The organism is Streptomyces dangxiongensis (genome assembly GCF_003675325.1).
GTDB lineage: Bacteria > Actinomycetota > Actinomycetes > Streptomycetales > Streptomycetaceae > Streptomyces > Streptomyces dangxiongensis.
This window is the reverse complement of sequence record NZ_CP033073.1, coordinates 5,595,104-5,620,970: the sequence shown is the minus strand read 5'-3', so window position 1 is coordinate 5,620,970 and position 25,867 is coordinate 5,595,104. Positions and strand designations below refer to the sequence as shown.

At 73.5% G+C, this 25,867-nt stretch carries 25 protein-coding genes and 1 pseudogene; 14 read left to right on the top strand and 12 right to left on the bottom strand.

The genetic code is table 11. The annotated features are described in order from the left end of the window. The first annotated feature begins 161 nt into the window (after nt 1-161). From D9753_RS25335 to D9753_RS25315, 5 genes are all read left to right on the top strand, one after another. Nucleotides 162-1,697 carry a zinc ribbon domain-containing protein gene (locus D9753_RS25335; RefSeq protein WP_121789084.1) on the top strand — a complete coding sequence of 512 codons (1,536 nt, stop codon included), beginning with the start codon at nt 162-164 and terminating at the stop codon, nt 1,695-1,697. A gap of 37 nt (nt 1,698-1,734) precedes the next feature. Then, entirely contained in the window at nt 1,735-2,118 is a 384-nt protein-coding gene (locus D9753_RS25330; RefSeq protein ID WP_121789083.1) for a hypothetical protein, read from the top strand. Between the two features lie 15 nt (nt 2,119-2,133). Then, on the top strand, nt 2,134-2,838 hold the full coding sequence (locus D9753_RS25325; RefSeq protein WP_121789082.1) for a hypothetical protein: 705 nt from the start codon (nt 2,134-2,136) through the stop codon (nt 2,836-2,838). A gap of 167 nt (nt 2,839-3,005) precedes the next feature. Beyond that, nucleotides 3,006-4,031 (top strand): ATP-binding cassette domain-containing protein, encoded by a 1,026-nt coding sequence (locus D9753_RS25320; RefSeq protein WP_163010787.1) that lies wholly within the window; start codon nt 3,006-3,008, stop codon nt 4,029-4,031. Next, nucleotides 4,028-4,849: an ABC transporter permease gene (locus D9753_RS25315; protein ID WP_121789080.1), complete on the top strand. Its 822-nt coding sequence runs from the start codon at nt 4,028-4,030 to the stop codon at nt 4,847-4,849. Before D9753_RS25320 ends, D9753_RS25315 begins: the two co-directional genes overlap by 4 nt. Nucleotides 4,850-4,862: 13 nt before the next feature. On the opposite strand, the pseudogene D9753_RS25310 reads toward D9753_RS25315, so the two are convergent. Further along, nucleotides 4,863-8,157, bottom strand: a pseudogene (locus D9753_RS25310) (BTAD domain-containing putative transcriptional regulator). After that, entirely contained in the window at nt 8,144-8,668 is a 525-nt protein-coding gene (locus tag D9753_RS25305; protein WP_205614255.1) for a DUF6578 domain-containing protein, read from the bottom strand. The pseudogene D9753_RS25310 and the gene D9753_RS25305 overlap by 14 nt, the downstream one beginning before the upstream one ends. A gap of 107 nt (nt 8,669-8,775) precedes the next feature. On the opposite strand from D9753_RS25305, the gene D9753_RS25300 reads away from it, so the two are divergent. Further along, nucleotides 8,776-9,576, top strand: a complete 801-nt coding sequence (locus D9753_RS25300) for a site-2 protease family protein (RefSeq protein WP_121789079.1) — start codon at nt 8,776-8,778, stop codon at nt 9,574-9,576. On the opposite strand, the gene D9753_RS25295 is transcribed toward D9753_RS25300, so the two are convergent. The 3 genes from D9753_RS25295 to D9753_RS25285 form a co-directional block, all read right to left on the bottom strand. After that, nucleotides 9,566-9,784, bottom strand: coding sequence for a hypothetical protein (locus D9753_RS25295; protein ID WP_121789078.1), 219 nt, complete (start codon nt 9,782-9,784; stop codon nt 9,566-9,568). The two genes, D9753_RS25300 and D9753_RS25295, sit on opposite strands and share 11 nt — an antisense overlap. A 64-nt stretch (nt 9,785-9,848) precedes the next feature. Continuing rightward, nucleotides 9,849-10,553: an NADPH-dependent F420 reductase gene (npdG, locus tag D9753_RS25290; RefSeq protein ID WP_121789077.1), complete on the bottom strand. Its 705-nt coding sequence runs from the start codon at nt 10,551-10,553 to the stop codon at nt 9,849-9,851. Between the two features lie 37 nt (nt 10,554-10,590). Next, complete coding sequence (locus D9753_RS25285) at nt 10,591-11,664, bottom strand: sialidase family protein (protein WP_121789076.1); 1,074 nt, start codon at nt 11,662-11,664, stop codon at nt 10,591-10,593. Between the two features lie 108 nt (nt 11,665-11,772). Between D9753_RS25285 and D9753_RS25280 the strand changes: the two genes are divergently transcribed. Then, nucleotides 11,773-12,375 (top strand): hypothetical protein, encoded by a 603-nt coding sequence (locus tag D9753_RS25280; protein ID WP_121789075.1) that lies wholly within the window; start codon nt 11,773-11,775, stop codon nt 12,373-12,375. 139 nt (nt 12,376-12,514) lie between these two features. Here D9753_RS25280 and D9753_RS25275 read toward each other — a convergent pair whose 3' ends face one another. After that, entirely contained in the window at nt 12,515-12,748 is a 234-nt protein-coding gene (locus D9753_RS25275; RefSeq protein ID WP_121789074.1) for a hypothetical protein, read from the bottom strand. Nucleotides 12,749-12,806: 58 nt separating this feature from the next. Between D9753_RS25275 and map the strand changes: the two genes are divergently transcribed. Continuing rightward, a complete protein-coding gene (gene map / locus D9753_RS25270; RefSeq protein WP_121789073.1) occupies nt 12,807-13,664 on the top strand; it encodes a type I methionyl aminopeptidase in 858 nt (285 codons plus the stop codon). A 17-nt stretch (nt 13,665-13,681) separates the two neighbouring features. Here map and D9753_RS25265 read toward each other — a convergent pair whose 3' ends face one another. Further along, nucleotides 13,682-14,329, bottom strand: a complete 648-nt coding sequence (locus tag D9753_RS25265; RefSeq protein WP_121789072.1) for a PhzF family phenazine biosynthesis protein — start codon at nt 14,327-14,329, stop codon at nt 13,682-13,684. Nucleotides 14,330-14,549: 220 nt separating this feature from the next. Here D9753_RS25265 and efeO point away from each other — a divergent pair, with 220 nt between their 5' ends. From efeO to D9753_RS25245, 4 genes are read left to right on the top strand one after another with little or no spacing between them, the layout of a single operon-like run. Continuing rightward, nucleotides 14,550-15,695, top strand: coding sequence for an iron uptake system protein EfeO (gene efeO, locus D9753_RS25260; RefSeq protein ID WP_121789071.1), 1,146 nt, complete (start codon nt 14,550-14,552; stop codon nt 15,693-15,695). 16 nt (nt 15,696-15,711) lie between these two features. After that, a complete protein-coding gene (gene efeB, locus D9753_RS25255; RefSeq protein ID WP_121789070.1) occupies nt 15,712-16,971 on the top strand; it encodes an iron uptake transporter deferrochelatase/peroxidase subunit in 1,260 nt (419 codons plus the stop codon). 3 nt (nt 16,972-16,974) lie between these two features. Further along, on the top strand, nt 16,975-17,847 hold the full coding sequence (gene efeU, locus D9753_RS25250) for an iron uptake transporter permease EfeU (RefSeq protein WP_121789069.1): 873 nt from the start codon (nt 16,975-16,977) through the stop codon (nt 17,845-17,847). Next, nucleotides 17,807-18,799 carry a hypothetical protein gene (locus tag D9753_RS25245; protein ID WP_121789068.1) on the top strand — a complete coding sequence of 331 codons (993 nt, stop codon included), beginning with the start codon at nt 17,807-17,809 and terminating at the stop codon, nt 18,797-18,799. The genes efeU and D9753_RS25245 overlap by 41 nt, the downstream gene beginning before the upstream one ends. A 27-nt stretch (nt 18,800-18,826) precedes the next feature. Here the strand turns inward: D9753_RS25245 and D9753_RS25240 are convergent, their stop codons facing one another. From D9753_RS25240 to D9753_RS25220, 5 genes are all read right to left on the bottom strand, one after another. Then, nucleotides 18,827-19,564, bottom strand: coding sequence for a bifunctional DNA primase/polymerase (locus D9753_RS25240; protein WP_121791278.1), 738 nt, complete (start codon nt 19,562-19,564; stop codon nt 18,827-18,829). Between the two features lie 203 nt (nt 19,565-19,767). Beyond that, nucleotides 19,768-20,382 carry a TetR/AcrR family transcriptional regulator gene (locus D9753_RS25235; RefSeq protein ID WP_121789067.1) on the bottom strand — a complete coding sequence of 205 codons (615 nt, stop codon included), beginning with the start codon at nt 20,380-20,382 and terminating at the stop codon, nt 19,768-19,770. Nucleotides 20,383-20,413: 31 nt separating this feature from the next. Then, on the bottom strand, nt 20,414-21,415 hold the full coding sequence (locus D9753_RS25230) for a small ribosomal subunit Rsm22 family protein (protein ID WP_121789066.1): 1,002 nt from the start codon (nt 21,413-21,415) through the stop codon (nt 20,414-20,416). Between the two features lie 23 nt (nt 21,416-21,438). After that, nucleotides 21,439-22,608, bottom strand: a complete 1,170-nt coding sequence (locus D9753_RS25225) for a serine hydrolase domain-containing protein (protein WP_205614254.1) — start codon at nt 22,606-22,608, stop codon at nt 21,439-21,441. Then, nucleotides 22,560-23,849, bottom strand: coding sequence for a multidrug effflux MFS transporter (locus D9753_RS25220; protein ID WP_121789065.1), 1,290 nt, complete (start codon nt 23,847-23,849; stop codon nt 22,560-22,562). Before D9753_RS25220 ends, D9753_RS25225 begins: the two co-directional genes overlap by 49 nt. A gap of 87 nt (nt 23,850-23,936) precedes the next feature. Between D9753_RS25220 and D9753_RS25215 the strand changes: the two genes are divergently transcribed. Further along, entirely contained in the window at nt 23,937-24,992 is a 1,056-nt protein-coding gene (locus D9753_RS25215; RefSeq protein ID WP_205614423.1) for a Gfo/Idh/MocA family protein, read from the top strand. A 113-nt stretch (nt 24,993-25,105) separates the two neighbouring features. Further along, complete coding sequence (locus tag D9753_RS25210) at nt 25,106-25,867, top strand: SDR family oxidoreductase (protein ID WP_121789064.1); 762 nt, start codon at nt 25,106-25,108, stop codon at nt 25,865-25,867.

Below are 25,867 nucleotides of genomic sequence, written 5' to 3'. Positions count from 1 at the left end.
GGCCGGAACCGGTGAAGCTCTGGCCTCAACTTCCGCGTACGTAAAGGGAATTGTCGAACTCCACGTAACGGAGTGGCCTCGAAAACGCTCCTGGGGCCTCCCGGTCCTCCGTGAGTGGTGCACTGGGTGATGTGGGACGTCTCATACCCGGGGGAGCGACGATGGCCCAGCCGCAGACCACCTGTTCCGACTGCTCCGCCGCCACCGTGCCGGAGGCGGCCTTCTGCGGGGAGTGCGGGGCCACGCTGGCCGTCGCCGGACCGGCGCCGGCGGCCCGCCCGGCACGCGGCCTGGCCGTTCCCCGCTGGACCGGCGGCCGGGACCTGACCCGGTACATGTGCGCGGCCGTCTTCCTGGACCGGAGTTACGCCGACTCGCTGATCAGGGACATCGCCGCCGAACCGCATCTGGGCGTGGCACCGGCCCCCGGGTGCGACGTACCGGTGGTCCTGCGGTACGCCTACGAGGCCAACGCACGGCGGCACGCCAGGGACCTGCTGCTGGCGGCCGAGTTCCTGATCGCGGCCATCGGGCTGCTGGTGCTGCACAGCGGCCTGGCCGTGGTGCTGATGTTCCTGTTCGCCTGGTTGACGACGCTGGTCTTCGCGCTCTCCAGCCAGTACGGCGAGCGCCTGCAGCGGCTGCGGCCGGACCGGTTCGACCCGGCGCAGGCACCCCCGCCGCCCAACGAGTCCGCGGCCCGCCGGCTGCGCCAGATCGACGAGTACGCGCACGGCAACCTCACCGTCTACAGCGACTACTCCCCGTTCACCGGCTACGGCCAGGAACTCGACTCGTGGTCGCTGATCTTCGACGTGACCGCCTCGGGACGCGAGGGCGTGCGGCCGCGGGAGTTCGACGTCGCGGACCTGTACGCCCACATCGCCCGACGGGTCGGCGAGCTGTCGCTGCCCTGCCTGGAACTGGAGGAGCGGGTCTTCGTGGAGGGGGCGGCGCTGCTGGGCGACACCCGCTTCCTGCCGGACCCGCTCGGCCGCCCCGCCGCCCAGATCGGCCCCGACCGGCTGGACGCGCTGAAACGGGCTCCGGAGGAGACCGCGCGCGTCTACCTGGTCACGCACTCCTCGGGCTGGGGCGGGGAGCTGATCACCTCGATGTTCCTGCGGCTCGTGCGCTCGGACTCCAACCTGTTCGTGGAGGCCGTGCCCACCGTGCTGTGCCCGCTGCTGGACCGCTACCGGACGATCGACAGCCTGATGCCGTACCCCTCGCCGCGCGAGTTCCTCACGATGCTGTTCCAGACCCTGGCCAGCACGCCGTTCGTGCTGATCGCCTCGCCGGCGCGCGCGGTCATGGGCTTCTTCCCGGACTTCCGGCTGCGGAGCCGGCTGAAGAAGCAGCACCGGCAGATCACCCGGCTCGGGATGTTCGACTACGGGGCGCGTGACAGCGTGCGGCAGCTCGCCTCCGCCACGGACCACCGGCGGTACTTCCAGAAGGTCGACTCCGGCATGGTCCTCAAGACCGTGGAACGGCGCATCCTAGACGCCCTGGTGGAGTTCGCCCTGGAACACGACATCGACGCGGGCGATCTGATCAAGCGTCAGGAGACCATCATCAACAACGGCATCATCGCCACCGCGGGGGCGAAGGTCGAGTCCAGCTCGGTCGCCTCGGGCGACAGGTCCCGTATCTCGACCATCCTCAGCAAGATCCCGCGGCCCAACACGGACTGACGGCGACGGCACACCGAACGGACGAACGGGGAGCGGCATGGACGGACGCAGCAACGACGGCGTCATCGCGACGGGGAGCGCTCAGGTCAGGAACGCGGTGGTCGCGAGCGGCAGCAACGCGCGCGTCGACTTCCGGGTCACGGAACGGGCAGCGGCCGAGGGCGTAGACGGCCCCGCGCCGACCCCGCAGGAGATCAGCGAGCTGCTGGCCCGGTTCATCGGGGAACTGCGCGGGTCGGACCACCCGGAGCGGGAGGACCTGGCGGAGTTCGCCGAGGACGCGCGCGAGGAGCTGGCCGCACCGGAACCCCGTACGGGAAAGCTCCGCCGGGTCGCCAGGGCGCTGGTGGAGGCCGTACCCGGCTTCACCGCGCTGGCCTCCCTCGCGGTGACGATCGAAGAAGCCGTCCGGGGCCTGTAGACGGAGGACGGGGCCATGCACTTCTGTGTTCACTGCGGCGCGCGCGTCGAGGACACCGCGCGGACGGACTGTGCCCACTGCGGGGCGCCGCGCGCCGCCGGGGACCCGGCCGGCACCGCCGACCGGGTCACGTATCTGCGGGTGGGCGCCACGCGGCTGCCGGGCTGGCTGCCCTGGGCCCTGGTGGCCGTCCTGGCGGCCGGCGGCGTGACGCTCTGGGTGGCCGTCGCCGGCCGCCCCGACACCCCCTCGGCGGGTGCCCTCCCCACCGCTCCGCTCTCCCCCGGGCCCTCGTACGACGGCTCGGACGTCACCTCGTCCCCCTACGACGACGGAACCGGCACGTCGGAGACCTACCCCGCCGCCGACTCCCCGTCCGACTACAGCAGCGCCCCGGACACCGGGACGCCCGAACCGACGGCCGGCGTCCAGGACGCGCGCACGGTCGTGATGACGTACTACGACCACCTCAACGCCGGGAACTACTCGGCGGCCTGGGACATGGGCGGCTCCCACCTCGCCCCGGGCACCTACGCGGACTGGGTGACGGGCTTCGCCTCCACGGCGCACGTCGACGTCACCGCCTCCGACGACGGCAACGGCGAGGTGAGCGTCGACCTCCGGGCGAGCCAGTACGACGGCAGCGTGCGCGAGTTCCGGGGCACCTACACGGTGGCGGGCGGGGAGATCGTCAGCGGCCGCATCCGGGAGGTGTCGTAAGGGCCGGCAGGGCGGGCGCCGTAGCGGCCGGCAGGGCGGACGCGTAGCTGCCGGCGGGGGGTGTCGGGGCGGCCGACGCGGCGCCTACAGGTCTCCGACAGACGCCGGGCGAGCGCTGTAGGCGCTCTGTCGGCCGTTTGTCGGTGGGCCCTGGCACTGTCATCCCCATGACACGCATCGACGACAACCCCGCCGGCGTGGCCCACGCCGTGACCGTACGGGGACTGGTCAAGCACTACGGCGAGACCAAAGCGCTGGACGGTGTCGACCTGGACGTGCGCGAGGGCACCGTGATGGGTGTGCTCGGGCCGAACGGCGCCGGCAAGACCACCCTCGTACGCATCCTGTCCACCCTGATCACCCCCGACGCCGGACGGGCCACCGTGGCCGGCTACGACGTCGTCCGCCAGCCCCGGCAGCTACGCCGGGTCATAGGCCTCACCGGCCAGTACGCCTCGGTGGACGAGAAGCTCCCCGGCTGGGAGAACCTCTACCTGATCGGCCGGCTGCTCGACCTGTCCCGCAAGGACGCCCGCACCCGCGCCGACGAGCTGCTGGAGCGGTTCTCGCTGACGGAGGCGGCCCGGCGTCCGGCGAGCACGTACTCCGGGGGCATGCGGCGCCGGCTGGACCTCGCCGCCTCGATGATCGGCCGCCCGGCCGTGCTGTACCTGGACGAGCCGACGACCGGCCTCGACCCCCGCACCCGCAACGAGGTGTGGGACGAGGTGAAGGCGATGGTCGGCGAGGGCGTCACCGTGCTGCTCACCACCCAGTACATGGAGGAGGCCGAGCAGCTCGCCTCCGAGCTGACCGTCGTGGACCGCGGCCGGGTCATCGCGGGCGGCGGCATCGAGGAGCTGAAGGCCCGGGTCGGCGGACGCACCCTGCGGGTCCGCCCGCTGGACCCGCTCCAACTGCGGCCCCTCGCCGTCATGCTGGACGAGCTGGGCATCACCGGCCTCGCGTCCACCACCGTGGACCACCAGACCGGCACCCTGCTGGTGCCGATCCTGAGCGACGAGCAACTGACCGCGGTGGTCGGCGCCGTCACCGCGCGCGGCATCACGATCTCCGCCATCACCACCGAACTTCCCAGCCTGGACGAGGTGTTCCTGTCCCTCACCGGCCACCGTGCCAGTGCCCCGCAGGACGCCGTCCCCGCCGATGACCGTCAGGAGGTCGCCGTATGAGCGCCGCCACTCTCGCGCCGGCCCCGCACGCGGCCGACACGCCCATCTCGCTCCGCGCCCATCTGCGCCACACCGGCGCGCTGATCCGCCGCAACCTGCTGTGGATCCGGCAGGACCCGGAGTCGATGTTCGACGCCATCCTGTTCCCGGTCGTCTTCACGCTGCTGTTCGTGTACGTCTTCGGCGGTTCCATCGGACAGTCGCTGGGCGGCGGCCAGGACCAGTACGTCCAGTACGTGGTGCCCGGACTCATGGCCATGATGGGCATGAACATGGCCCAGGGCGTGGGCACCGGCTTCAACCAGGACTTCAACTCCGGTGTCATGGACCGCTTCCGCTCGCTGCCCATCGGCCGCGGCTCCGTGCTCTTCGCGAAGATCGCGGTCGAGCTGATGCGGATGCTGTTGGCGACGGCGGTCCTGATGGTGGTCGCCGTGCTGGTGGGCTACGACATCAAGCACTGGAGCGGCCTGCTCGCCTCCGTGGCGCTGTCCGCGCTGTTCGGCTCCGCGCTGATGTGGGTGTTCCTCACGCTCGGCGTGATGATGAAGAGCGCCCAGTCCGTGCAGGCCATGGGCTTCCTGGTGCTGATGCCCCTGCAGTTCGGCTCGTCGATCTTCGCGCCGACCGCCTCCATGCCGGGCTGGCTCCAGTCGTTCACCGACTACAACCCGCTCTCCGCGCTGGCCGACACCGCCCGCGGCCTGATGGAGGGCGGCCCGGTCGCCCACCATCTGTGGGTGACGCTGATCTGGTCGGTGGGGCTCACCGCGGTCATGGCGCCGGTCGCGATCCACAAGTTCCGGACGAAGAGCTGACGTTCGCGTTCGCTCACACCAGGGCGGTGGCCTCCGCGAGGGAGAGGCCACCGCCCTCGGCGTACGCGGCCTCGTACCCGGGGCCGAGCGTCTCGCGGACGCGGGCCTCGGTCATGTCGTACGCCCGCTGCTCCACCCGGGAGGCGACATGGCCGGGCGGCAGCAGCGCCCGGGCGGCGGCCAGACAGCGGGCCGCGTCCGAGGTGCGGCGGCCTCCGCCGGCGTCCCCACCGGCGCCCGCGAGGGCCATCGCGGCGACCGTCAGGCAGAGGGAGTGCTGGTGCGGGGCGATGGCTTGGGACAGCGGGTCGGCGGCGAGGCGCAAGGCCCTGCGGGCCTGGGCGAGGGCCTCCTCGGTGCGCCCGTCCAGGGCGTCCAGCCAGGCCTGCTGGCCGACGATCATGGCGTCGAACACGACGAAGTGCGCGACCGGCAGCTCCTCGCGCAGCAGCCGTAGCTGTTCGCGCGCCTCGGCGGTGCGGTCGGTCAGGCCGAGCCAGGCGGCGAGGCACAGCCGGGCGGCGGGCATCGCCTCGTGCAGGGTGCCGTCCTGGCTGTCGATGACCTCCCGGAGCAGCCGCTCGCCGCGTTCGGCGTCCCCCGACTCCACGAGCACGCCGCCCAGCCGGGCGCGGAGCACGGCCATCTGGGCGCGGGCACCGAGGCGTTCGGCGTGCTCGATGGCCGCCCGGTAGTCGGCGGCGGCCTCGCGGTAGGCGCCCTTGCGTTCGCCGGGCCTCGCCGCGGGCCGACAGGGCCTCGGTGGTGCCCCAGGCGTCGCCGAGACGGCGGTAGATCTCCAGGGACTCGTCGGCGTCGCGGGCGGCGTCACCGGCCCAGGCGGTGCGGTTGGCGAGGAGGCCCGCGCGCATCTGCAGCGCGCCGGCCAGCTCCCACTCGTAGCCCGGGGTGTCCCGGCAGGTCCGCACGCAGGCGTCGATGATGGTGTACAGCCGCTCCGCGCGGCCGGTCAGCAGCTCGGCGAAGAACCACAGCATGCCGGGGGCCCGGCAGGCCTGCGGCAGGCCTGGTTCGTAGGCCCGGGTGACCGCGCGCAGCTTCGCCTGCGCCTCGGGCGTCTGCCAGGTGTCGATTTCGGTGTCCATACAGGCCAGGTGGGCCAGATGGACACCGCGCCGGGCCTCGGCGAGGTTCTCGCCGGTGTACGGGGGCGGGGTGTCGGTGCAGCGCCGCCACACCGGACGGGCGCGGCGCACCGGTTCGGCGAACGGGTCGGGGCCGAGCGCCATGACCTCCTGGCACCAGGTGCGGGTCTCGATGCGCTGGTCGCGCATCTGCCAGAACCAGACCAGGGACAGCACCAGGCACAGCCCCTCCTGCTCGTCGCCCAGGGCGACCGCGGACCGCAGGGCGGTGCGCAGGTTCTCGTACTCCAGCTCGAACCGGTCGATGGCGGCGCGCTGTTCGGGCCCGCGCAGCAACGGGTCGGTGGTGCGGGCGAGTTCGCGGTAGTACGTCAGGTGGGCGCGGTCGGCCTCGGTACGGCGGCCGGTCTCGGCGAGCCGTTCCGCGGCGTACTCGGCGACGGTCTCCAGCAGCCGGTAGCGCATGCCGCCGCCGGGTGACGGGGCGGCCACCACGAGGGACTTGTCGACCAGGGAGCCGAGGGCGTCCAGAGCGACGGGCCCGCACACGGCCTCCGCGGCGGCCAGGTCGCAGCCGCCGGCGAAGACCGACAGCCGGGCCAGCACGTCCCGTTCGTCCGCGTCCAGCAGCTCCCAGGACCAGTCCACGACGGCGCGCAGCGTCTGCTGGCGCGGCAGTACGGTGCGGCTGCCGGAGGTGAGCAGCCGGAAGCGGTCGTCCAGCCGGTCCGCTATCTGGCGGGGGGACAGCATGCGCAACCGGGCCGCGGCCAGCTCGATGGCGAGGGGCAGCCCGTCCAGCCGGCGGCAGATCTCGGCACAGGCCTCGGCGTCGTCACCGACCCGGAACCCGGGGCGGGCCGCCGCGCCGCGCTCGGCGAGCAGCCGCAGCGCGACCGGCTCGGGCAGCGGCTCCACCGGCCGCACCAACTCCCCCGGCACTCCCAGGGGTTCCCGGCTGGTGGCGAGGACGGTCAGCTCCGGGCAGCGGGCCAGCAGCCGTTCGGTCAGCCGGGCGGCGGCGTCGACGACGTGCTCGCAGTTGTCCAGGACGATCAGCATGCGGCGCCGGGCGCAGTGCTCCACGAGCCGTTCGAGGGGGTCGCCGTGCCGGTCGGCGACCGCGCGCATGGTCTCCACGCCGGCGCCGTGCAGCACGGTCTCGCGGGCGCCGATCGCGGTGAGCACGGCCTGCGGCACGGCGTCCGGGTCGTCCACGGGGGCCAGTTCGGCGAGCCAGACCCCGTCCCGGACGGTGTGCCGAACCGCCGCCGCGGCCTCCTGGGACAGCCGGGTCTTGCCGGCGCCGCCGGGCCCGAGCAGGGTGACCAGGCGGTGCCTGCCGAGGTCGGCGCCGAGGGCCGCGAGGTCGGCCTCCCGGCCGACGAAGGAGGTGAGCCGGGCGGGCAGGTTGCCCGGGCCCGCCGCGGGCCGCGCCTCCATCGGCTCCTCGTCCAGCAACTCGGTGTGCAGGGCGCGCAGTTCGGGGCCGGGGTCGGAGCCGAGCCGGTCCGCGAGGAGCCGTCGTACGTCCTCGTAGGCGGCCAGTGCCCGGGCCGGGCGGCCGGTGTCGCGCAGGGCGCGCAGCCGCAGCGCCTGGAGCGGCTCGTCCAGCGGGTGTCCGTCGCACAGGGCGGTCAGCTCGGGCAGTGACTGCTCGGCCCGGCCGAGAGCGAGGGCGGCGGTGTGCCGGGCGCGCAGGGCGTCGAGACGGCGGGCGTCCCAGCGGGCCGCCTCGGCGCTGCGGTCGGGCAGGTCGGCGAGGGCCGGGCCGCGCCACAGGGCGAGGGCGTCGTCGAGGACGGCGGCGGCCTCGGCCGGGTCGCCGTCGGCGAGCGCGCGCAGCCCGTCGCCGGTCAGCCGGTCGAAGCGGGTGAGGTCGATGTCGTCGGGCGCGGCGGTGAGCCGGTAGCCGCCGTCGGCGGAGGCGACGGCGCCGGCACCGAGCGCCCGCCGCAGCCTGCCGACGAGCGCCTGGAGCGCACCGGCGGCGTCGGCGGGCGGGTCGTCGCCCCAGACCTCGTCCACCAGCACGGCCACGGGCACGGCCCGGCCCGCCCGGAGCGCGAGCACGCTCAGCAGGGCACGCAGCCGCGCCCCGCCGACCGGGACGGACGTACCGTCGGGGCGGAGGGCCTGGATGGTGCCGAGCAGCCGATAGCGCACCGGTCCATTGTCCCTGTGGCGATCAGCGGCGGTCACCGGGTCCGTCCGGCGTGGCGCCGGGGTCCTCGGGGGCGACGTCCCTGACCCTCGTGACGTCCAGCGTGACCAGGGCGCCCACGGTGCGCCGCACCCGTCGGGGGCCGGGCTCCGTGTCGGGTTCCTCGCCGCGAAACCACCTCGGGCAGGCGTCGACGGGCTCCAGGCTCCACGCGCCGGGCACCTGTTCCATGCGGTGGGGAGACGGCAGCAGGACCGTTTCCCCGGGCTCCGCGTCCGGATCCAGGGCACGGTCGAGCTGCTCGCCCAGGCGCGGGTCGGTGTGGACCAGGTAGTCCTGGTGCACCAGCTCGATGGCGTGGACGCGGCCGACGGTCTCGTGGTCGGGGCCGCCGTGGTTCTCCACCCACCATCCGGCGCCGCGGTAGTCGCCCTCGCGGTCGTGCGGGCCGACCGCGACGAGCCGCCAGCCGACCTCGTCCCCGACCGCGAACGGCGTGCCGCAGCACTCCATCTGCCAATCCTCGTAGAACACCCTCGTGCGTGGCATTCCCCCACCTTGAAGGAACCGGACGGCCACCGCGAGACGTTTTCCCCACGGGTCCGTGGCCGGTACGGTCGCCTGACCGACCGTCCCCGCACTCCAGGAGCGCGCCCATGACCACCGTCACCACCCGCCACGGCGACCGCAGGGTCAGTCCCGTGTTCGTCGGGATCCTGGCCGTGACGGCGGTGACCGGCTGGGCCACCTGGACCGGGTTCGCCGCGCAGCCGGGCATAGCGGTGTTCCTGTTCGTGACCGCGGCCTGGATCGTCTCCCTGTGCCTGCACGAGTACGCGCACGCCCGCACCGCCCTGCACAGCGGGGACATCACGGTCGGCGCCAAGGGCTATCTGACGCTCAACCCGCTGAAGTACACGCACGCGCTGCTCAGCATCGTGCTGCCCGTGGTGTTCGTGATCATGGGCGGGATCGGTCTGCCGGGCGGCGCCGTGTTCATCGAGCGGGACCGGATCAAGGGCCGCTGGCGGCACAGCCTGATCTCGGCGGCCGGGCCGCTGACCAACGTGCTGTTCGCGGCCGTGTGCACGGCCCCGTTCTGGCTGCACGCCCTGGACGGCGTGCCCAGCCTGTTCCGGAACGCGCTGGCGTTCCTGGCGCTGCTCCAGGTGACGGCGGCGATCCTGAACTTCCTGCCGGTGCCGGGCCTGGACGGCTACGGCGTCATCGAGCCGTGGCTGTCGTACGACGTGAAGCGGCAGGTGGAGCCGTTCGCGCCGTTCGGGCTGCTGTTCGTGTTCGCGGTGCTGTGGCTGCCGTCGGTCAACGGCGCGTTCTTCGACGTGGTCGACACGATCCTGGGCGGCCTGGGCGTGGACGGCTTCTCCCGGTACTGCGGCGAGGCGGTCTACCGCTTCTGGGAGGACAGCCCGGAGATCTGCTCGCTCAGCTCGTGACGGACGTGCCGTCGCCCCCGGCGGGCCGGCCGCGCTTGAGGTAGTACCAGGTCATGTTGGACGTCACACCGGCCAGCAGCACCCAGACGACGCCCAGCCAGCTCCCCTGGACGAAGGAGACGACAGCGGCGGCCACGGCGAGGAGGCAGACGGTCAGGGTGTAGAGGGCGAGTCGCCGGGACGGGCTGGGCGGGGGCAAGAGGGGCATGGGGCTCGGCTCCTTGCGGGGGACACTGCTTCGACGACCAGTGTCCCCCATGGCCCGCCCGGTCTCACACGTCGGTGACGCGGAGCCCGGCGTGCGCCTTGTACCGGCGGTTGACGGAGATCAGGTTCGCGACGAGCGACTCGACCTGGTGAGCATTGCGGAGCCGGCCGGCGAAGACGCCGCGCATGCCGGGGACGCGCCCGGCCAGCGCCTGCACGATCTCCACGTCGGCGCGCTCCTCGCCGAGCACCATCACATCGGTGTCGATCTGCTCGACCTCGGGGTCCTGGAGCAGGACGGCCGAGAGGTGGTGGAAGGCGGCGGTGACCCGGGAGTCCGGCAGCAGGGCGGCGGCCTGCTCGGCGGCGCTGCCCTCCTCGGGCCTGAGGGCGTAGGCGCCCTTCTTGTCGAAGCCGAGCGGGTTGACGCAGTCCACGACGAGCTTGCCGGCCAGTTCCTCGCGCAGGGCCTTCAGCGTGTCGCCGTGGCCGTCCCAAGGTACGGCGACGATCACGATGTCGCTGCGGCGCGCGGTCTCGGCGTTGTCCGCGCCCTCGACGCCGTCGCCGAGTTCCGCGGCGGCGGCCTGGGCGCGCTCGGCGGACCGGGAGCCGATGATCACCTTCTGGCCGGCCCGGGCGAGCCGGTGGGCGAGGCCCTTGCCCTGCGGTCCGGTGCCGCCGAGCACGCCGACGACGTACCCGGAGACGTCGGGCAGGTCCCAGGGGTCCTTGGCGGGGGCCTTCTGTGCGCTGTCGGTAGAGGTCATGGCCCGACTCTACGTCCGCCTGCGGGCCCGTACCGGATCAGGTCAGCCGCTGCACGGGCACCCGGCGGAAGGTGATCGTCTCGTAGGCGCCGAAGTCACCGGTCTCGTACAGCAGCCCGACCGTGTGCCGGTCGATGCGGACCAGGTCGGAGTAGGCGGCGGGCAGCCCGTCGACGGTGAACGCCGTGTGCCAGGTGGTGCCGCCGTCGGCGGAGGCGCGGATCGTCATCAGGGCGCGGGCGGCCGGGTCGGCCGGGCCGGAGCAGAGGAGCAGGTCGGGGTCGCGGAGCTGGAGGACGGAGGCCTGGCAGACCGGTGCGGGCAGCCCGGCCTGCGGGCGGAAGGGCTTCACGAGGGTCCGGCCGCCGTCCTCGGAGTGGGCGTCGGCCCGGTTGCCGGGCGAGGGCGAGTCGTTGCGGGTGTTGAGGTAGACGCGGCCGTCGGGGAGTTCGGCGGCGGTGGTCTCGTTGACGTTGACGTAGCCGTCGGTGTTCTCGTCCACGTAGCCGAGGTACCAGCTCGCGCCGCGGTCGTCGCTGAGCAGGCAGTGGCCGCTGTTGTACCGGGCCTCGGCGCCGGTGTCGGTGCCGGTGGGCGGCAGCGTGTGGTTGGCGGGGACGAGGACGCGCCCGCCGCTTAGCTGGAGGGCGTGCCCGGGGGTGGTGGCGTACCAGCGCCAGCCGGGCTTCTTCACCCGCGCGGTGATCTCCGTCGGCGTGGACCAGGTGAGGCCGTCGTCGTCGCTGTGCCGCACCCACACGCGGCGCCCGTCGGCGTCCTTGACCCGGCCGCGCAGGATGTCGGCCTCGGTGGCCCGGGCCGCGGCGCGTATGTGCACGAGCAGGATCCGGCCGGTGTCGAGCACGACGGGCGCGGGGTTGCCGGCGAGGTTCTTGCCGTTGCTCGCCGCGACCAGGAGCGGCCCCCAGGTCCGGCCGCCGTCCGTGGACCGTTTCAGCACGATGTCGATGCGCCCGTGGTCGGCCGAGGAGTCGGCCCGGCCCTCACAGAACGCGAGCAGGGTGCCGGCCCCGGTGGCGACGACGGCCGGGATGCGGAAGGCGGCGTATCCGTCGTGGCCCGCGCGGAAGGGGACGGTCGCGTCGGTCATGGACGGCTCCTCATGTCTGACGGAACGGGGCCCGTCCCCTTCCCCGGTCGGGCGAATTCCGGGTGAACTCCGTGTCACGAACGACCGGTTCCGGCAGGATGCGGTCGCATGGACGCCGTACGGGTCGCGTTGCTGCGGGATGTGCTCGCCGGGACCGAGTGGCTGGGCGCCACCCGCAGGTTCGCGGGGGCGCTGCGCGGGTCGGTGGTGGCGCACGGGGGCGGGCTGCTGCTGGTGGGCACGCCGGCGTACGAGCCGTGGCATCTGGCCGCGCATCTGGTGGACGAGGCCGCGTGGTCGGGCACACCGGAGCTGGCCCCGACGCTCGTACGGCATCACGTGCGCCCGGGTGATCCCGCGCACCTGGCCGTCGGGCCGGGCCGGATCGCGGCGGCGCGGCGCGGCGACACCCTGCTGGTCGTGGCGCCCGAGGAGCCCGCGCCGCTGCTGGAGCGGGTGCACGACGCCCGGCGGGCCGGGGTGACGGTGCTGGCGCTGGGCGCGGGCGGGGACGAGCTGGCCGCGCTGGCGCACGACACGCTGGCCGTGCCCGAGGGGGCGGAGCTGGACCTGGACAGCGTGCAGCACCTGGTCAGCGCGGCGGCCGGGGAGAACGCGGCCGGTGACCGCCCGCGGGCCCGGCGTCATCTCCGGGACCGTCTGTCGAGGCTGGCCGAGGCGTTGACGGCACCCCCACCGGCCCCCTGGTGACCCCGGCCCGGCCGGCCGGCTGCGGTGCGGGCCGGGGCCGGTCCGGACGCGGGGCGGGACCGGACGGGCGCGGAACCGGGGCCGGGCGGGCGCGGGACCGAGGCCGGCCGGGTGCGACGCGGGGCCGGTGCGGGGCGGGTCAGTCGTTCTGGGGGTCTCCGGCCGCCGGCGTGTCGTGCCAGCGCGGGTCGTTCTCCCACTGGAGGTTGCGCTCGCGGGCGGCCTCCATCGCGTGCCCGGCCTCCTGGGCGGACGCGTAGGGACCGAAGCGGTCCTTGCCCGGGCAGTCCGGGCCCTCCTCGACCTTCTGGTGCTCCAGGCAGTAGTACCACTCGCCCGGCTTGCCGGCGGTGTGCTTCTTGAACAGGGCCATCGACAGCTCCTCTCGCCACCGTCATGTTCCCCCATGTCCGCTGGATAGACTCGCCGGTATGTCTGGCCAGTCGCTGCTCGTACCAGGGGAGCTGTCCCCCATCCGTCCGGTCCCCGGAAACATCCGCCGCCCCGAGTACGTCGGCAAGCCCGCGCCGGCCCCGTACACGGGGCCGGAGGTGCAGACGCCGGAGACCGTCGAGGCCATGCGGACCGCGGGCCGGATCGCCGCGCGGGCGATGGCGGAGGCCGCGAAGATCATCGCTCCCGGGGTCACCACGGACCGGCTCGACAAGGTCGCCCACGAGTACATGTGCGACCACGGCGCCTACCCGTCCACGCTGGGCTACCGCGGTTTCCCCAAGTCGCTGTGCACCTCGGTCAACGAGGTCATCTGCCACGGCATCCCGGACTCGACGGTCCTCAGGGACGGCGACATCGTCAACCTGGACGTGACGGCGTACATCGGCGGGGTGCACGGCGACAACAACGCCACCTACCTGGTCGGTGACGTGGACGAGGAGTCACGGCTGCTGGTGGAGCGGACGCGGGAGTCCCTGGAGCGCGCGATCAAGGCCGTCAGGCCCGGCCGGCAGATCAACATCATCGGCCGGGTCATCGAGTCGTACGCCAAGCGCTTCGGCTACGGCGTCGTCCGGGACTTCACCGGGCACGGCATCAGCTCCGCCTTCCACTCCGGCCTGATCGTCCCGCACTACGACAGCCCGCACGCGACGACGGTCATGCGGCCCGGGATGACCTTCACGATCGAGCCGATGCTGACGCTGGGGACCCACGAGTACGACATGTGGGACGACGGCTGGACGGTCGTGACCAAGGACCGCGAGCGGACCGCGCAGTTCGAGCACACGCTGGTGGTGACGGACACCGGCGCGGACATCCTGACCCTGCCCTGACGCCGCGCGCGCACGGGTCAGCGCTCCAGGTGCACCCGTCCGCCGATCTCGGTCCAGCCGTGCGGCTGCGGGGCGGTGAGGAGCTGGGAGCCCGCGCCCTGGGCGATGTTCAGGGCCCGGCCCAGCCGGTCGGTGAGCAGCAGCGCGGCGGCGCCCGTCGCCTCGTCCTCCCCGGTGCCCTCCTCGCCGCCCGGGAAGGCGCGGGCGCGCACGCGGCCGGCCGCCTCGTCCTCCCAGGCCCAGGCGTAGAGGCCCGCCTCCGGTGGCTCCTGGGCGCCCAGCGCGTCCACCCCGGCGGCGCCGGTGTACCGGCGCAGGGTGCGTGGCGGCGCCCACTCGGCGCGGGCCTCGATCCAGTTGAACTCGCCGTCCAGCCGCGCCCCGACGGCCCCGGCCGGTGTGACCAGCTCCGGCACGTCGAGCAGCCAGGCCGTGCCGACGCAGGCGTGCACGGCGAAGGGCACGCGCCGCACAGGGGTGTAGAGGTCGAGCACGCCGCGCTCGGGATCGTCCACGAACACGGTGGTGCCGAAGCCGAGCTTGGCGGCGAAGGCCTGCCGCTCGTCGCGCTCCGGCATCCGGGAGCCGTCGCGGACGACACCCAGCTCCTTGCCGTACCCGCCGTACGGCCCGCAGAAGACCCGGAGTACGTCGTATGCAGTCACCGGGAGATTGAATCACCGCATCCGCGTCGGCCGCGTCCCACGCCCGCTTCGGTGCATGACCGTCCGTTGACCCCCTCGTGGCGGGGCATGGGGACCGACGAGACCGGGCCGTGGCGGTGATCCTCCGATGAGAGCTGAATCACGACCCGCACGGTTATGAGTGAGGTAAGCCTCATGTAAGTTAGGGCAGCCTCACCAATCAGATCCGCTGGGAGCCCGCATGCGAGCCGTCCGACTGACCGTCACCGCCGCCGCCACCGCGGCCGCTCTGACCGCCCTCTCGGCCTGCACCGCGAAGAGCGACGCCAAGGACGGGGACGCCGTCCGGGTCACGGCCGCCGACTCCAGGTGCGAGACCTCCACCAAGTCCGTGCCGGCCGGCCAGGTGACGCTGAAGATCGAGAACAAGGGCTCCCAGGCGACCGAGGTCGAGATCCTCTTCCCCGACGACCGCATCGTCTCCGAGAAGGAGAACATCGGGCCGGGCACCCGGTACACGCTCACCGCCGAGGTGAAGGCCGGATCGTACGAGGTCGCCTGCCGGCCCGGCATGAAGGGCCACGGCATCCGGCAGAAGCTCACCGTCACCGGCGGCGGCGGCAGCGCCGAGCGCGACCCGAAGCTGGACACGGCGGTCGCCGAGTACCGCCGGTACGCCCAGGACCAGGCCGACGAGACGCTGCCGCGGACCGAGGCGTTCGTGAAGGCGGTCAAGGCCGGCGACCTGGACGGCGCGAAGAAGGCCTACGCCCTCTCCCGCCTCGGCTGGGAGCGCACCGAGCCGGTCGCCGAGTCCTTCGGCGACATCGACCCGAAGGTCGACGTCCGCGAGGACGGCCTGGAGGACGGCCAGAAGTGGACCGGCTGGCACCGGCTGGAGAAGGCCCTCTGGCACGACAAGAAGATCGGCGCCGAGGAGAAGGCCCTCGCCGACCGGCTGGTGACGGACCTGAAGGACTGGCAGAGCCGGGTCGGCAAGGCCGAGATCACCCCGACGTCCATGGCCAACGGCGCCAAGGAACTGCTGGACGAGGTCGCCACCGGCAAGGTCACCGGCGAGGAGGACCGCTACGCGCACACCGACCTCGTCGACTTCAAGGGCAACGTCGAGGGCGCCCAGAAGGCGTACGAGCTGCTGAAGCCGGTCGCCGCGCACAACGACCCGGCGCTGACCCGGGAACTGGACAAGCAGTTCAGGACCCTGGACGCGCTGCTGGACACCTACCGCACGGACCCGGCGGACAGGACGGGGTACGACTTCATCTCCTACGAGAAGGTCGGCAAGGACCGCCGCAAGGAGCTGTCGGACGCGGTCAACGCGCTCGCGGAGCCGCTGTCCAAGCTCGCCGCCGCGGTCGTGAAGTAAGCAGAGGGGCAGGGCGATGACCGAGACCCAGAGCAGCACTCCGTCGCGTCGCGCGCTGATCGGCTGGGGCGGGGCCGGGCTCGCGCTCGGGGCCGCCGCGGCCGGCGGTGCGGTGGCGATGACCAGGACGGGCGACGACGTGGACCCGGTGGCCGCCGAGACCGGCGGCGCGGTGGAGTTCCACGGCGCCCACCAGGCCGGCATCGCCACACCGGTCCAGGACCGGCTGCACTTCGCCGCGTTCGACGTGAAGACCGACGACCGCGACGCGTTCGTGCAGATGCTGAAGGACTGGACGGCGGCGGCCCGGCGGATGACCGCGGGCAAGCCGGTCGGCGAGGGCGCCTACGGCGGGCTCGCCGAGGCCCCGCCGGACGACACCGGTGAGGCACTCGGGCTCAAGCCGTCCCGGCTGACGCTGACCATCGGGTTCGGGCCCTCCTTCTTCGACCGGTTCGGGCTGAAGGACCGGCGCCCGGAGGCCCTGGCCGACCTGCCCGCGTTCCCCGGCGACAACCTGGACCGGTCCCGCACCGGCGGCGACCTGTGCGTCCAGGCGTGCGCCGACGACCCGCAGGTCGCCGTGCACGCGATCCGCAACCTCGCCCGCATCGGCTTCGGCAAGGTCGCCATCCGCTGGTCGCAGCTCGGCTTCGGCAAGACGTCCTCGACCACCCCGGGCGCGCAGACCCCCCGCAACCTGATGGGCTTCAAGGACGGCACCCGCAACATCGCGGGCGGCGAGACCGACCGGCTGAAGAAGTTCGTGTGGGTCGGCGACGGCGACGGGGACGCGCGGACGGACTGGATGACCGGCGGCTCCTACCTGGTCGCCCGGCGCATCCGCATGAACATCGAGACCTGGGACCGCAGCTCCCTGCAGGAGCAGGAGGACGTGTTCGGCCGGGACAAGCGCGAGGGCGCCCCCGTCGGCAAGGCCCACGAGCACGACGAGCCGTTCCTGAAGGCGATGAAGCCGGACGCGCACGTGCGGCTCGCCCACCCCGACTCCAACAACGGGGTCACCATCCTGCGCCGGGGCTACTCGTTCACCGACGGCACCGACGGCCTCGGCCGGCTCGACGCGGGCCTGTTCTTCCTGGCCTACCAGCGGGACGTGCGCAAGGGCTTCATCCCGCTCCAGCGCAAGCTGTCGGCGCACGACGCGCTCAACGAGTACATCCAGCACGTGGGTTCGGCGGTCTTCGCGGTGCCCCCCGGCGTCCGGGACTCCGGCGACTGGTGGGGCCGCACGCTGTTCTCGAAGGAGGCGTAGCCCGTGTTCTCCAACTACCTGATCGGCCTGCGCGAGGGACTGGAGGCGTCGCTCGTCGTCTGCATCCTGATCGCCTACCTGGTCAAGACCGGCCGCAGGGACGCCCTGAAGCCCATCTGGATCGGCATCGGCATCGCGATCGCCATCGCCATGGGCTTCGGCTTCGCCCTGGAGTTCGGCTCCCAGGAGCTGACGTTCCAGGCGCAGGAGGCGCTCGGCGGCTCCCTGTCGATCGTCGCGGTGGGCCTGGTGACCTGGATGGTGTTCTGGATGCGGCGCACCGCCCGGCACCTCAGGTCGGAGCTGCACGGCAGGCTGGACGCGGCCCTCGCCCTCGGTACGGGCGCGCTCGTCGCCACCGCGTTCCTCGCGGTCGGCCGGGAGGGCCTGGAGACCGCGCTGTTCGTGTGGGCGTCGGTGCACGCGGCCTCCGACGGCACCCCGCGCCCGCTGGTCGGCGTCGCCCTCGGCCTCGCCACGGCCGTCCTCCTGGGCTGGCTGTTCTACCGCGGCGCCCTGAAGATCAACCTGGCGAAGTTCTTCACCTGGACCGGCGGCATGCTCGTCGTCGTCGCGGCGGGCGTGCTGGCGTACGGCTTCCACGACCTTCAGGAGGCCGACTGGGTGCCGGGCCTGACCCACCTGGCCTTCGACATCAGCGACACCATCCCTCCGGATAGCTGGTACGGCACCCTGCTCAAGGGCGTGTTCAACTTCCAGCCGGACCCGACGGTCGTCCAGGTCACGGTGTGGGCGCTGTATCTGGTCCCGGTGCTCGCGCTGTTCCTCTCCCCGGTAGGGTTCGCCTCCGGAAAGGGGAAGGTGAAGCAGCCGGATGACCAGGGAACGCAGCCGTCGACGGCTTCGCAGGCGTGACCGGAACGCACTCATAGCGGCGTCGCTGACCGCTATGTCGGTGACGGCGAGCGGCTGTGTGGTGGTGCACGGGGAGCGTGTGGTGCTCCCGGCCGCCACCCGTACCGAGGCCGCCAGGGCGCTGACCGCGTTCACGGACGCGTACAACAAGGCCGACAAGGCCTACGACAGCTCCCTGGACGCGCCCTACGTCACCGGCGCCGTCGCCGACATCGACTCCGCCCGGCTGAAGGCCGGGCACACCAACAGCCCCTCCGGGAACGCCCGTCACGTCCCGCTGGCGCTGACGGACGTCACGTACACGATCCCGAAGAAGGCCGGCTGGCCGCGCTGGTTCGTCGCCGACGCCAGGAGCAACAAGGGCGGTGACGTCCGCTGGGTGCTGGTGTTCACCCGCCACGGCCAGGGTGAGCGCTGGCAGGTGGCGTATCTGACGCTCATGGCGCCCGGTGCCGTGCCGGAGTTCCGGACGGACGGGGACGGCTGGGCCGAGGCCGTACCGGCAGGCTCCGCGGGACTGGCCGTCCGGCCGGACGCGTTGAGCGCGTCGTACACGTCGTACCTCAAGAGCGGCGGCAGGACGTTCGCGGACGGGCGCGACACCAGCGTGCTGCGCGCGGACCGCAAGAAGGCGGCCGAGAAGCCCGGCCTGGTCCGCCAGTTCATCGACGAGCCGCTCACCCGCGGCGACTACGCGCCGCTCGCGCTGCGCACGGCGGACGGCGGGGCGCTGGTGTTCTTCACCACGCACCACTTCGAGAAGCGGACCGCCTACCCGGGTGCGACCGTGCCGATCCCCGGCAAGGACGTCCAGGCCCTCGTCAAGGGCGACGTGAAGCAGTCCCTGACGCTGGAGTCGATGGCCGGCGAGGCCGCACTGGACCCGCCCGCCGGCGGCCCGGTGCGGATCCTGGGCCGCGTCCAGGGCCTGACGGCCGGACAGGGCTCATGACCCCGGCGCGGGACCCGGCCGACGGGATCAGTGGCGCGGGGGCCAGGCCGCGGCCGGGTGTGCGGGCTCCTCGGCCGCGTACCGGGCGCACGCGTCGGTGAGGACCTCCAGCAGGGTCAGCGGGTCGGGCAGCGGCTGCTCCGGGCCCCGTACCCAGCGCACCCGCCGGTCGTCACCGGGGAGCCGGGCGGGCGGCACGAGGACGTAGGAGCCGCGGCAGTGCCAGCGCAGACCCGGGTGCTCGTCCATGGTCTCGGGGTGGCAGTCCAGCTCGCAGGGCCACCACTCGTCCTCGTCCTCGGGGGTGCCGCGGGTGAGGGTGAAGAACAGCATGCGGCCGTCGTCGCTCTCGGCGACCGGACCGACCTCGACACCCGCGCCGAGCAGCCGCTCCACGGCCTCGCGGCCTGCCTCCAGCGGCACGTCCAGGACGTCGTGCACCATACCGGTGGCGGTGATGAAGTTGGCCTGCGGCTGGTGCCGGGCCCACTGCTCGATCTGGCCGGGCTCGGTGGTGGACTGGGTCTGCCAGGCGAACGACACCGGGTGCCGGGCCGGGGTGGGACAGCCGACGCGGTCACAGGAACAGCGGTAGCCGGGGGCGGGGTGCGCGGCCGGGGCCAGCGGCAGGCCCGCCCCGGCGGCGGCGAGCAGCAGGGCCTCACGGCCGTCGTCGCCGGCCGCGGCTCCCTTCGGGCGGCGCCCCGGCAGCCACCGGGAGAGTTTGCCCTGGAGACCGGTCCGGCCGCCGAACGTCGCGCTCATCTGTCCCCTCGCCTCGCTGTGTGCGGACAGCATGCCTCATCGCCCTTCCTATCTTCCCTCCGCCCCGGGGGCCCGGGGGACGGTTCGGGCCCAACCGGGCGAGACAACCCTCACAGCCGCCCCTCCAGCCACCCTCTCCGCCGCCCGGACCAGCCGTCCTCTCAGCCGCCCGGACACCGGTCCGGCGGGGCGGGGGCCGGGGCTCAGCGGGGTGCGATGCCGTGCAGCGCGTACTCGACCAGCGTGTCCGTGTACGCGTACGAGAGCGGACCGGTCCGCTGGAGCCAGCGCTGCGCCAGCGGCGAGACGAACAGCTCCAGGGCGATGCGCGGATCGACGTCGGCCCGGACCGCCCCGGCGTCCTGCGCCGAGCGCAGCCGGTCGGCGTACAACCGGAGCTGGGGTTCGAGGAGCTTCGTCACGAACTCGCGGCCGAGCTGCTCGTTGATCAGCCCCTCCGCGGCCAGCGCACGCGACGGCGCCTCGAAGCGCGGGTCGAGCAGCTCGTCCACCGTGGCCCGGAGCACCGCCTTGAGGTCGGCGGCCAGGTCACCGGTGTCGGGGATCGCGTACGGCTGTTCCGCCGCCCCCGGGGCCGGCTGCCCGGCGAGGTCCAGGAACGCCTCCAGCAGGACGTCCGCCTTGGACGGCCACCACCGGTAGATGGTCTGTTTGCCGACCCCCGCGCGGGCGGCGATCGCCTCGACGGTGGTCCTCGGGTAGCCGACCTCCCCGACCAGGGCGAGGGCGGCGGCATGGATCGCCCGGCGGGACTTCTCGCTGCGGCGGGCGGCGTCGGGGGCGGACTTGTCGACCATGGGACCGAACGTAACAAGGGGCGGCGGCGGACTACGACCCGGAGCCGTCCGGCGGCCACGCATCGCCCCAGTCGGTGTCCCGGGCCGCCCGGTACAGGGCGCCGTGGCGTTTGGTGACCGTCGTACGGCTCAGCCGCTCGTCGGCCTCGCACAGGTCGAGCAGCACCTGGCCCTTGCGGATCTGCGGGCGCCGGACCACGCGGGCGGGGGCCGGTGCGGCGGGCAGCCGGGTGGCGGCGACGTAGGAGAACTTCTCGTCCTCGTACGCCAGCGAGCCGCCCTTGACCTGGCGGTGCAGGGAGGAACGGCCCACCCGGGCGGAGAAGTGGCACCAGTCGGTGCCGGGGGCGATCGGGCAGGCGGCGCTGTGCGGGCAGGGCGCGGCGACACGGAACCCGGCCCGGACGAGCCGGTCGCGGGCCTCGATGATCCGCTCGTAGCCGGCCGGGGTGCCCGCCTCGACGATCACGACGGCCTGCGCGGCGTGCGCGGCGGCGTCGACGAGTGCGGCCCGGTCGGCCGCGGCGAGTTCGTTGAGGACGTACGACACCGTGACCAGGTCGGTGGCGTCCAGGGCGAGGTCGGCGCCGATCCGGGCGCGCTGCCAGCGGGCGTCCGCGAGGGCCGGGTTCGCGGCGGCCAGCTCCCGGCCGAGGGCGAGCGCGGGCTCGGCCCAGTCCAGCACGGTCACCGGGCGGGTGCCGTCCCAGGTGGCGGTGACCGCCCAGGTCGCGGCGCCGGTGCCGCCGCCGACGTCCACGTGTCCGGCGGGCGTCCAGCCGGGCACGGCGTCGGCGAACGCCGTCAGCGCCGAGCGGACCGCCTCGAAGGTGGCCGGCATCCGGTAGGCGGCGTAGGCGGCGACGTCGGCGCGGTCGCGGAGGATCGGCGCGTGGGTGGGGGTGTCGCCGCGGTAGTTGGCGATCAGCCGCTCCACGGCTCCGGCGGCCCGCGAGGGCGGCAACCCGGCCAGCAGCCCGGCAAGGGCCCCACGCAGAGTCTCGGCCGGGGACGGGGATACGGGGTGGTTCACCAGCCGATTGTACGAGGCCGCGCTCAGACCACCGCGCGCGCCAGCCGCGTCGCCAGGGCCGCCCTCGGGCCGCTGTCCGCCGGCCGTCGCCGTGGGTGGACGGTGTTCGCCAGCAGCACCAGGAACGTGTCCCTCTCCGGGTCCAGGACGAGGGAGGTGCCGGTGAAGCCGGTGTGGCCCGCCGCGCCGTGACCCGACAGCTCGCCCATGAACCACGGCTGGTCCAGGGCGAAGCCCAGCCCGGGCGGGGTGAACAGCAGCTCCACGAAGTCGGGGCCGAGGATGCGCGCGGGGCCGTAGGAGCCGCCGGCGAGCAGGGCGCGGCAGAAGACGGCCAGGTCGGGCGCGGTGGAGAAGAGGCCCGCGTGGCCGGCGACCCCGCCGAGCGCCCAGGCGTTCTCGTCGTGGACCACACCGCGCAGCATGCCCCGGTCCACCTTGGCCCAGGGCCGCCGCTGGTCCTCGGTGGCCGCGGCGCCGGGACAGGGCCCGAAGGCGGTGGCGGTCATGCCGAGCGGACGGGTGATGCCCTCGTGGACGAGGACGTCGAGGGTGCGGCCGGTGATGCGCTCCAGGACGAACTGGAGCAGGAGCATGTTCAGGTCGGAGTACCGGTAGGTGCCCGGTTCCGCCGTCGGGGCCGTGTTCCGCAGGAGGGCGAGGCGGGAGCGCTGGTCCGGGCAGTCGTACAGCGGGAGTTCGGGGCGCAGCCCGGAGGTGTGGGTGAGCAGTTGGCGCACGGTGACGCCGTATGCGGCGGCACCGCTGAACTCGGGCAGGTAGGCGCCGACCCGGGCGTCCATGCCGAGGGTGCCGCGCTCGATCTGCTGCACGGCGGCGACGGAGGTGAACAGCTTGGTGAGGGAGGCCAGGTCGAAGGGGGTGTCGACGGTGGCCGGGACCCGGGAGTCGGGCGGCAGCGCGACAGCGTTGTCGGTCTTGGGGTCGTAGGCGCTGTAGCGCACCGCCCAGCCCGCGGCCTCGGCCACGGCGACCACGGGTCCGCGTCCGGCCAGCACGACGGCGCCGGCCGCCCAGGGGCGGACGCCGGTGGTGAGGGCGTGCACGTCGTCGGTCAGACGCTCGAGTTCCGTGGGGTCGAGCCCGGCGCGCTCGGGCGTGCCGGTACGCAGTCTCGGTGCGCTCAGTTGTCCTCTCCCTCCGGCGCCGTACGGGTGTTCCAGGGACGGCACATTCCCACGAAGCAGGCCGCCGCGACCAGCGCGCCCGCCAGTTGGACGATCGCCATGGGGACGGCGGTGTGCTCGCCGGCGACGCCGACGAGCGGGGAGGCGACCGCGCCGACGAGGAAGGAGGTGGTGCCGAGCAGTGCGGAGGCGGAGCCGGCGGCGTGCCGGGTGCGCAGCAGGGCGAGGGACTGGGCGTTGGGCAGGGTGATGCCCATGGCCGACATGAGGACGAACAGGGCGGCGGAGACGGGCGCCAGGCCGACCTCGCCGAAGACGCCCGCGGCCATGAGGAGCAGGGCGGTGGCGGCGAGCACGATGACCGCGAGGCCGGTCGCGAGGACCTTGTCCAGGCTGACCCGGCCCACCAGCACCTTGCCGTTGAGCTGGCCCGCGATCATCAGGCCGACCGAGTTGACGCCGAACAGCAGGCTGAACGTCTGCGGGGAGGCGCCGTAGATCTCCTGGATGACGAACGGCGAGGCGGATATGTAGGCGAACAGCGCGGCGAAGGCGAAGCCGCCGGCCAGCGTGTAGCCGGTGAAGGGCAGGTCGGCGAGGAGGCCGCGCATCGCGCGCAGGGCCTGGCCGATCCCGCCGCCGTGGCGGTCGGCGGGCGGCAGCGTCTCGGGCAGCCTCCACCGGACGACGACGGCGAGCAGGACGCCCACGACCGTGAGGACGGCGAACACGCCCTGCCAGTCCGTCACCCGCAGGATCTGCCCGCCGATCAGCGGCGCCACGATCGGGGCGACCCCGGAGATCAGCATCAGGGTGGAGAAGAAGCGGGCCATGGCCACACCGTCGTACAGGTCGCGTACGACGGCCCGCGCGATGACGATGCCGGCCGCGCCCGCGAGGCCCTGGACCAGCCGGAAGGCGACCAGGGTCTCGACGTTCGGGGCGAAGGCGCACAGGGCGGTGGCGAGGACGTAGACGGCGAGGCCGGCCAGGAGCGGGCGGCGGCGGCCCCAGCGGTCGCTCATCGGACCCACGATTAGCTGGCCGAGCGCCATGCCGGCCAGGCAGGCGGTGAGGGTGAGCTGGACGGTGGCGGCGGGGGCGTGCAGGGAGCGGGTGACCTCCGGCAGGGACGGGAGGTACATGTCCATGGCGAGCGGGGGTGTGGCGGTGAGGCCGCCGAGGACGAGGGTGACGAGCAGGCCGGTCCGGCGGTCGGCGGGCGGGCCCGGCGCGGTGGACGAGCACTCCGTCCCGGGTGTCTGTGCCGCCGCGTGCTCGGGCATGTGTCCCTCCCTCTCGTACTGGACCGGCACCTATGCTCTCAGCTCGTACACACTGCCGAGGTACACATGAGCGAGGGTGGGGCCGGGATGGCGGAGCGGGGCGTGCGGTGGGGGATCCTGGCGACCGGCGGGATCGCGGCGGCGTTCGCGGCGGACCTGGTGGCCACGTCGGGCGCCGGCTCCGCGGCGGGGCCGGCGGCGGAGATCGTGGCGGTGGCGTCGCGCCGGCCCGAGTCGGCGCGGGCGTTCGCCGAGCGGTTCGGGGTGGCGCGGGCGTACGGCGACTGGGAGTCGCTGGCGGCGGACGAGGACGTCGACGTCGTCTACGTCGCCACCCCGCACACCGCGCACCGGACGGCGGCCGGGCTGTGCCTGACGGCGGGTCGGAACGTGCTGTGCGAGAAGCCTTTCACGCTGAACCTGCGCGAGGCGGAGGAACTCGTCGCGCTGGCCCGGGAACACGACCGCTTCCTGATGGAGGCGATGTGGATGTACTGCGACCCGCTGGTGCGGCGGCTGAAGGCGCTGGTGGACGACGGGGCGATCGGCGAGGTGCGCACGGTGCAGGCCGACTTCGGGCTGGCCGGGCCCTTCGCCGCGGAGCACCGGCTGCGGGACCCGGCGCTGGGCGGCGGGGCACTGCTGGACCTGGGCGTGTACCCGGTGTCCTTCGCACAGTTGCTGCTGGGTGAGCCGGACGGCGTCGCCGCGAGCGCGGTGCTGTCCCCGGAGGGCGTGGACCTCCAGACGGGGGCCGTGCTGTCCTGGGACAGCGGCGCGCTGGCCTCGCTGCACTGCTCCATCGACGGCGCTACGGCGGCCACCGCCTCGGTCACCGGCTCGCGCGGCCGGATCGACGTCCCGTCCGGCTTCTTCCACCCGGACCGGTTCGTGCTGCACCGGGACGGCCGTGACCCCGAGGAGTTCGCCGCGGACCCGGCCGACGGGCCGCGCGGCAGCATGCGGCACGAGGCGAGGGAGGTCATGCGGGCGCTGCGGGCGGGCGAGAAGGAGTCGCCGCTGGTGCCGCTGGAGGGCACGCTCGCGGTGATGCGCACGCTGGACGCGGTGCGGGAGCGGACCGGGGTGCGGTATCCGGGGGAGACCGGGGCGCGGCAGTCTGGGGGATCCGGGGTGCCGTAGCCCGGGGAATACGGGGTGCGGCAGCCGGGGCGAGAGGTGGCCGCCGACGTCGGATAACCGTATGGCGGACATCCGATTCCGTATGACGGACTTGCCGCCTAGGCTGCGGAGCCATGACCGACAGACGATCGAAGATCGCGGTGGTGACCGGGGCGGGCTCCGGCATCGGACGGGCCGTCGCCGTGGAGCTGCTGCGCCACGGCTGGTCGGTGGCGCTCGCCGGCCGTCGCGCCGGGACGCTGGAGGAGACGGCGGCGCTGGTGCCGGAGGGCACCGCGCTCGCCGTGCGCACCGACGTGTCCCGGCCCGAGGACGTGGACGCGTTGTTCGCGGCGGTGGTGGAGCGGTTCGGACGGGTGGACCTGCTGTTCAACAACGCGGGGACCTTCGGGCCCGGCGGGGTCCCGGTCGAGGAGGACCTGCCGTACGACGCCTGGCGGCACGTGGTGGACACCAACCTCGACGGCGCGTTCCTGTGCGCGCAGGCGGCCTACCGGCGGATGAAGGAGCAGGACCCGCAGGGCGGCCGGATCATCAACAACGGTTCCGTCTCGGCCCACACGCCCCGCCCGCACTCGGTCGCCTACACCGCGACGAAGCACGCGCTGACCGGGCTGACCAGGTCGCTGTCGCTGGACGGGCGGCCGTACCGCATCGCGGTGGGGCAGATCGACATCGGCAACGCGGCGACCGACATGACGGCACGGATGCGGACCGGTGCGCTCCAGGCGAACGGGGAGGTGGCCCCGGAACCGGTCATGGACGTGGCCGACGTGGCGCGCACGGTGCGGCACATGGCCGAGCTGCCGCTGGAGGCGAACGTGCAGTTCGCGACGGTGCTGGCGACCGGGATGCCGTACATCGGGCGGGGCTGA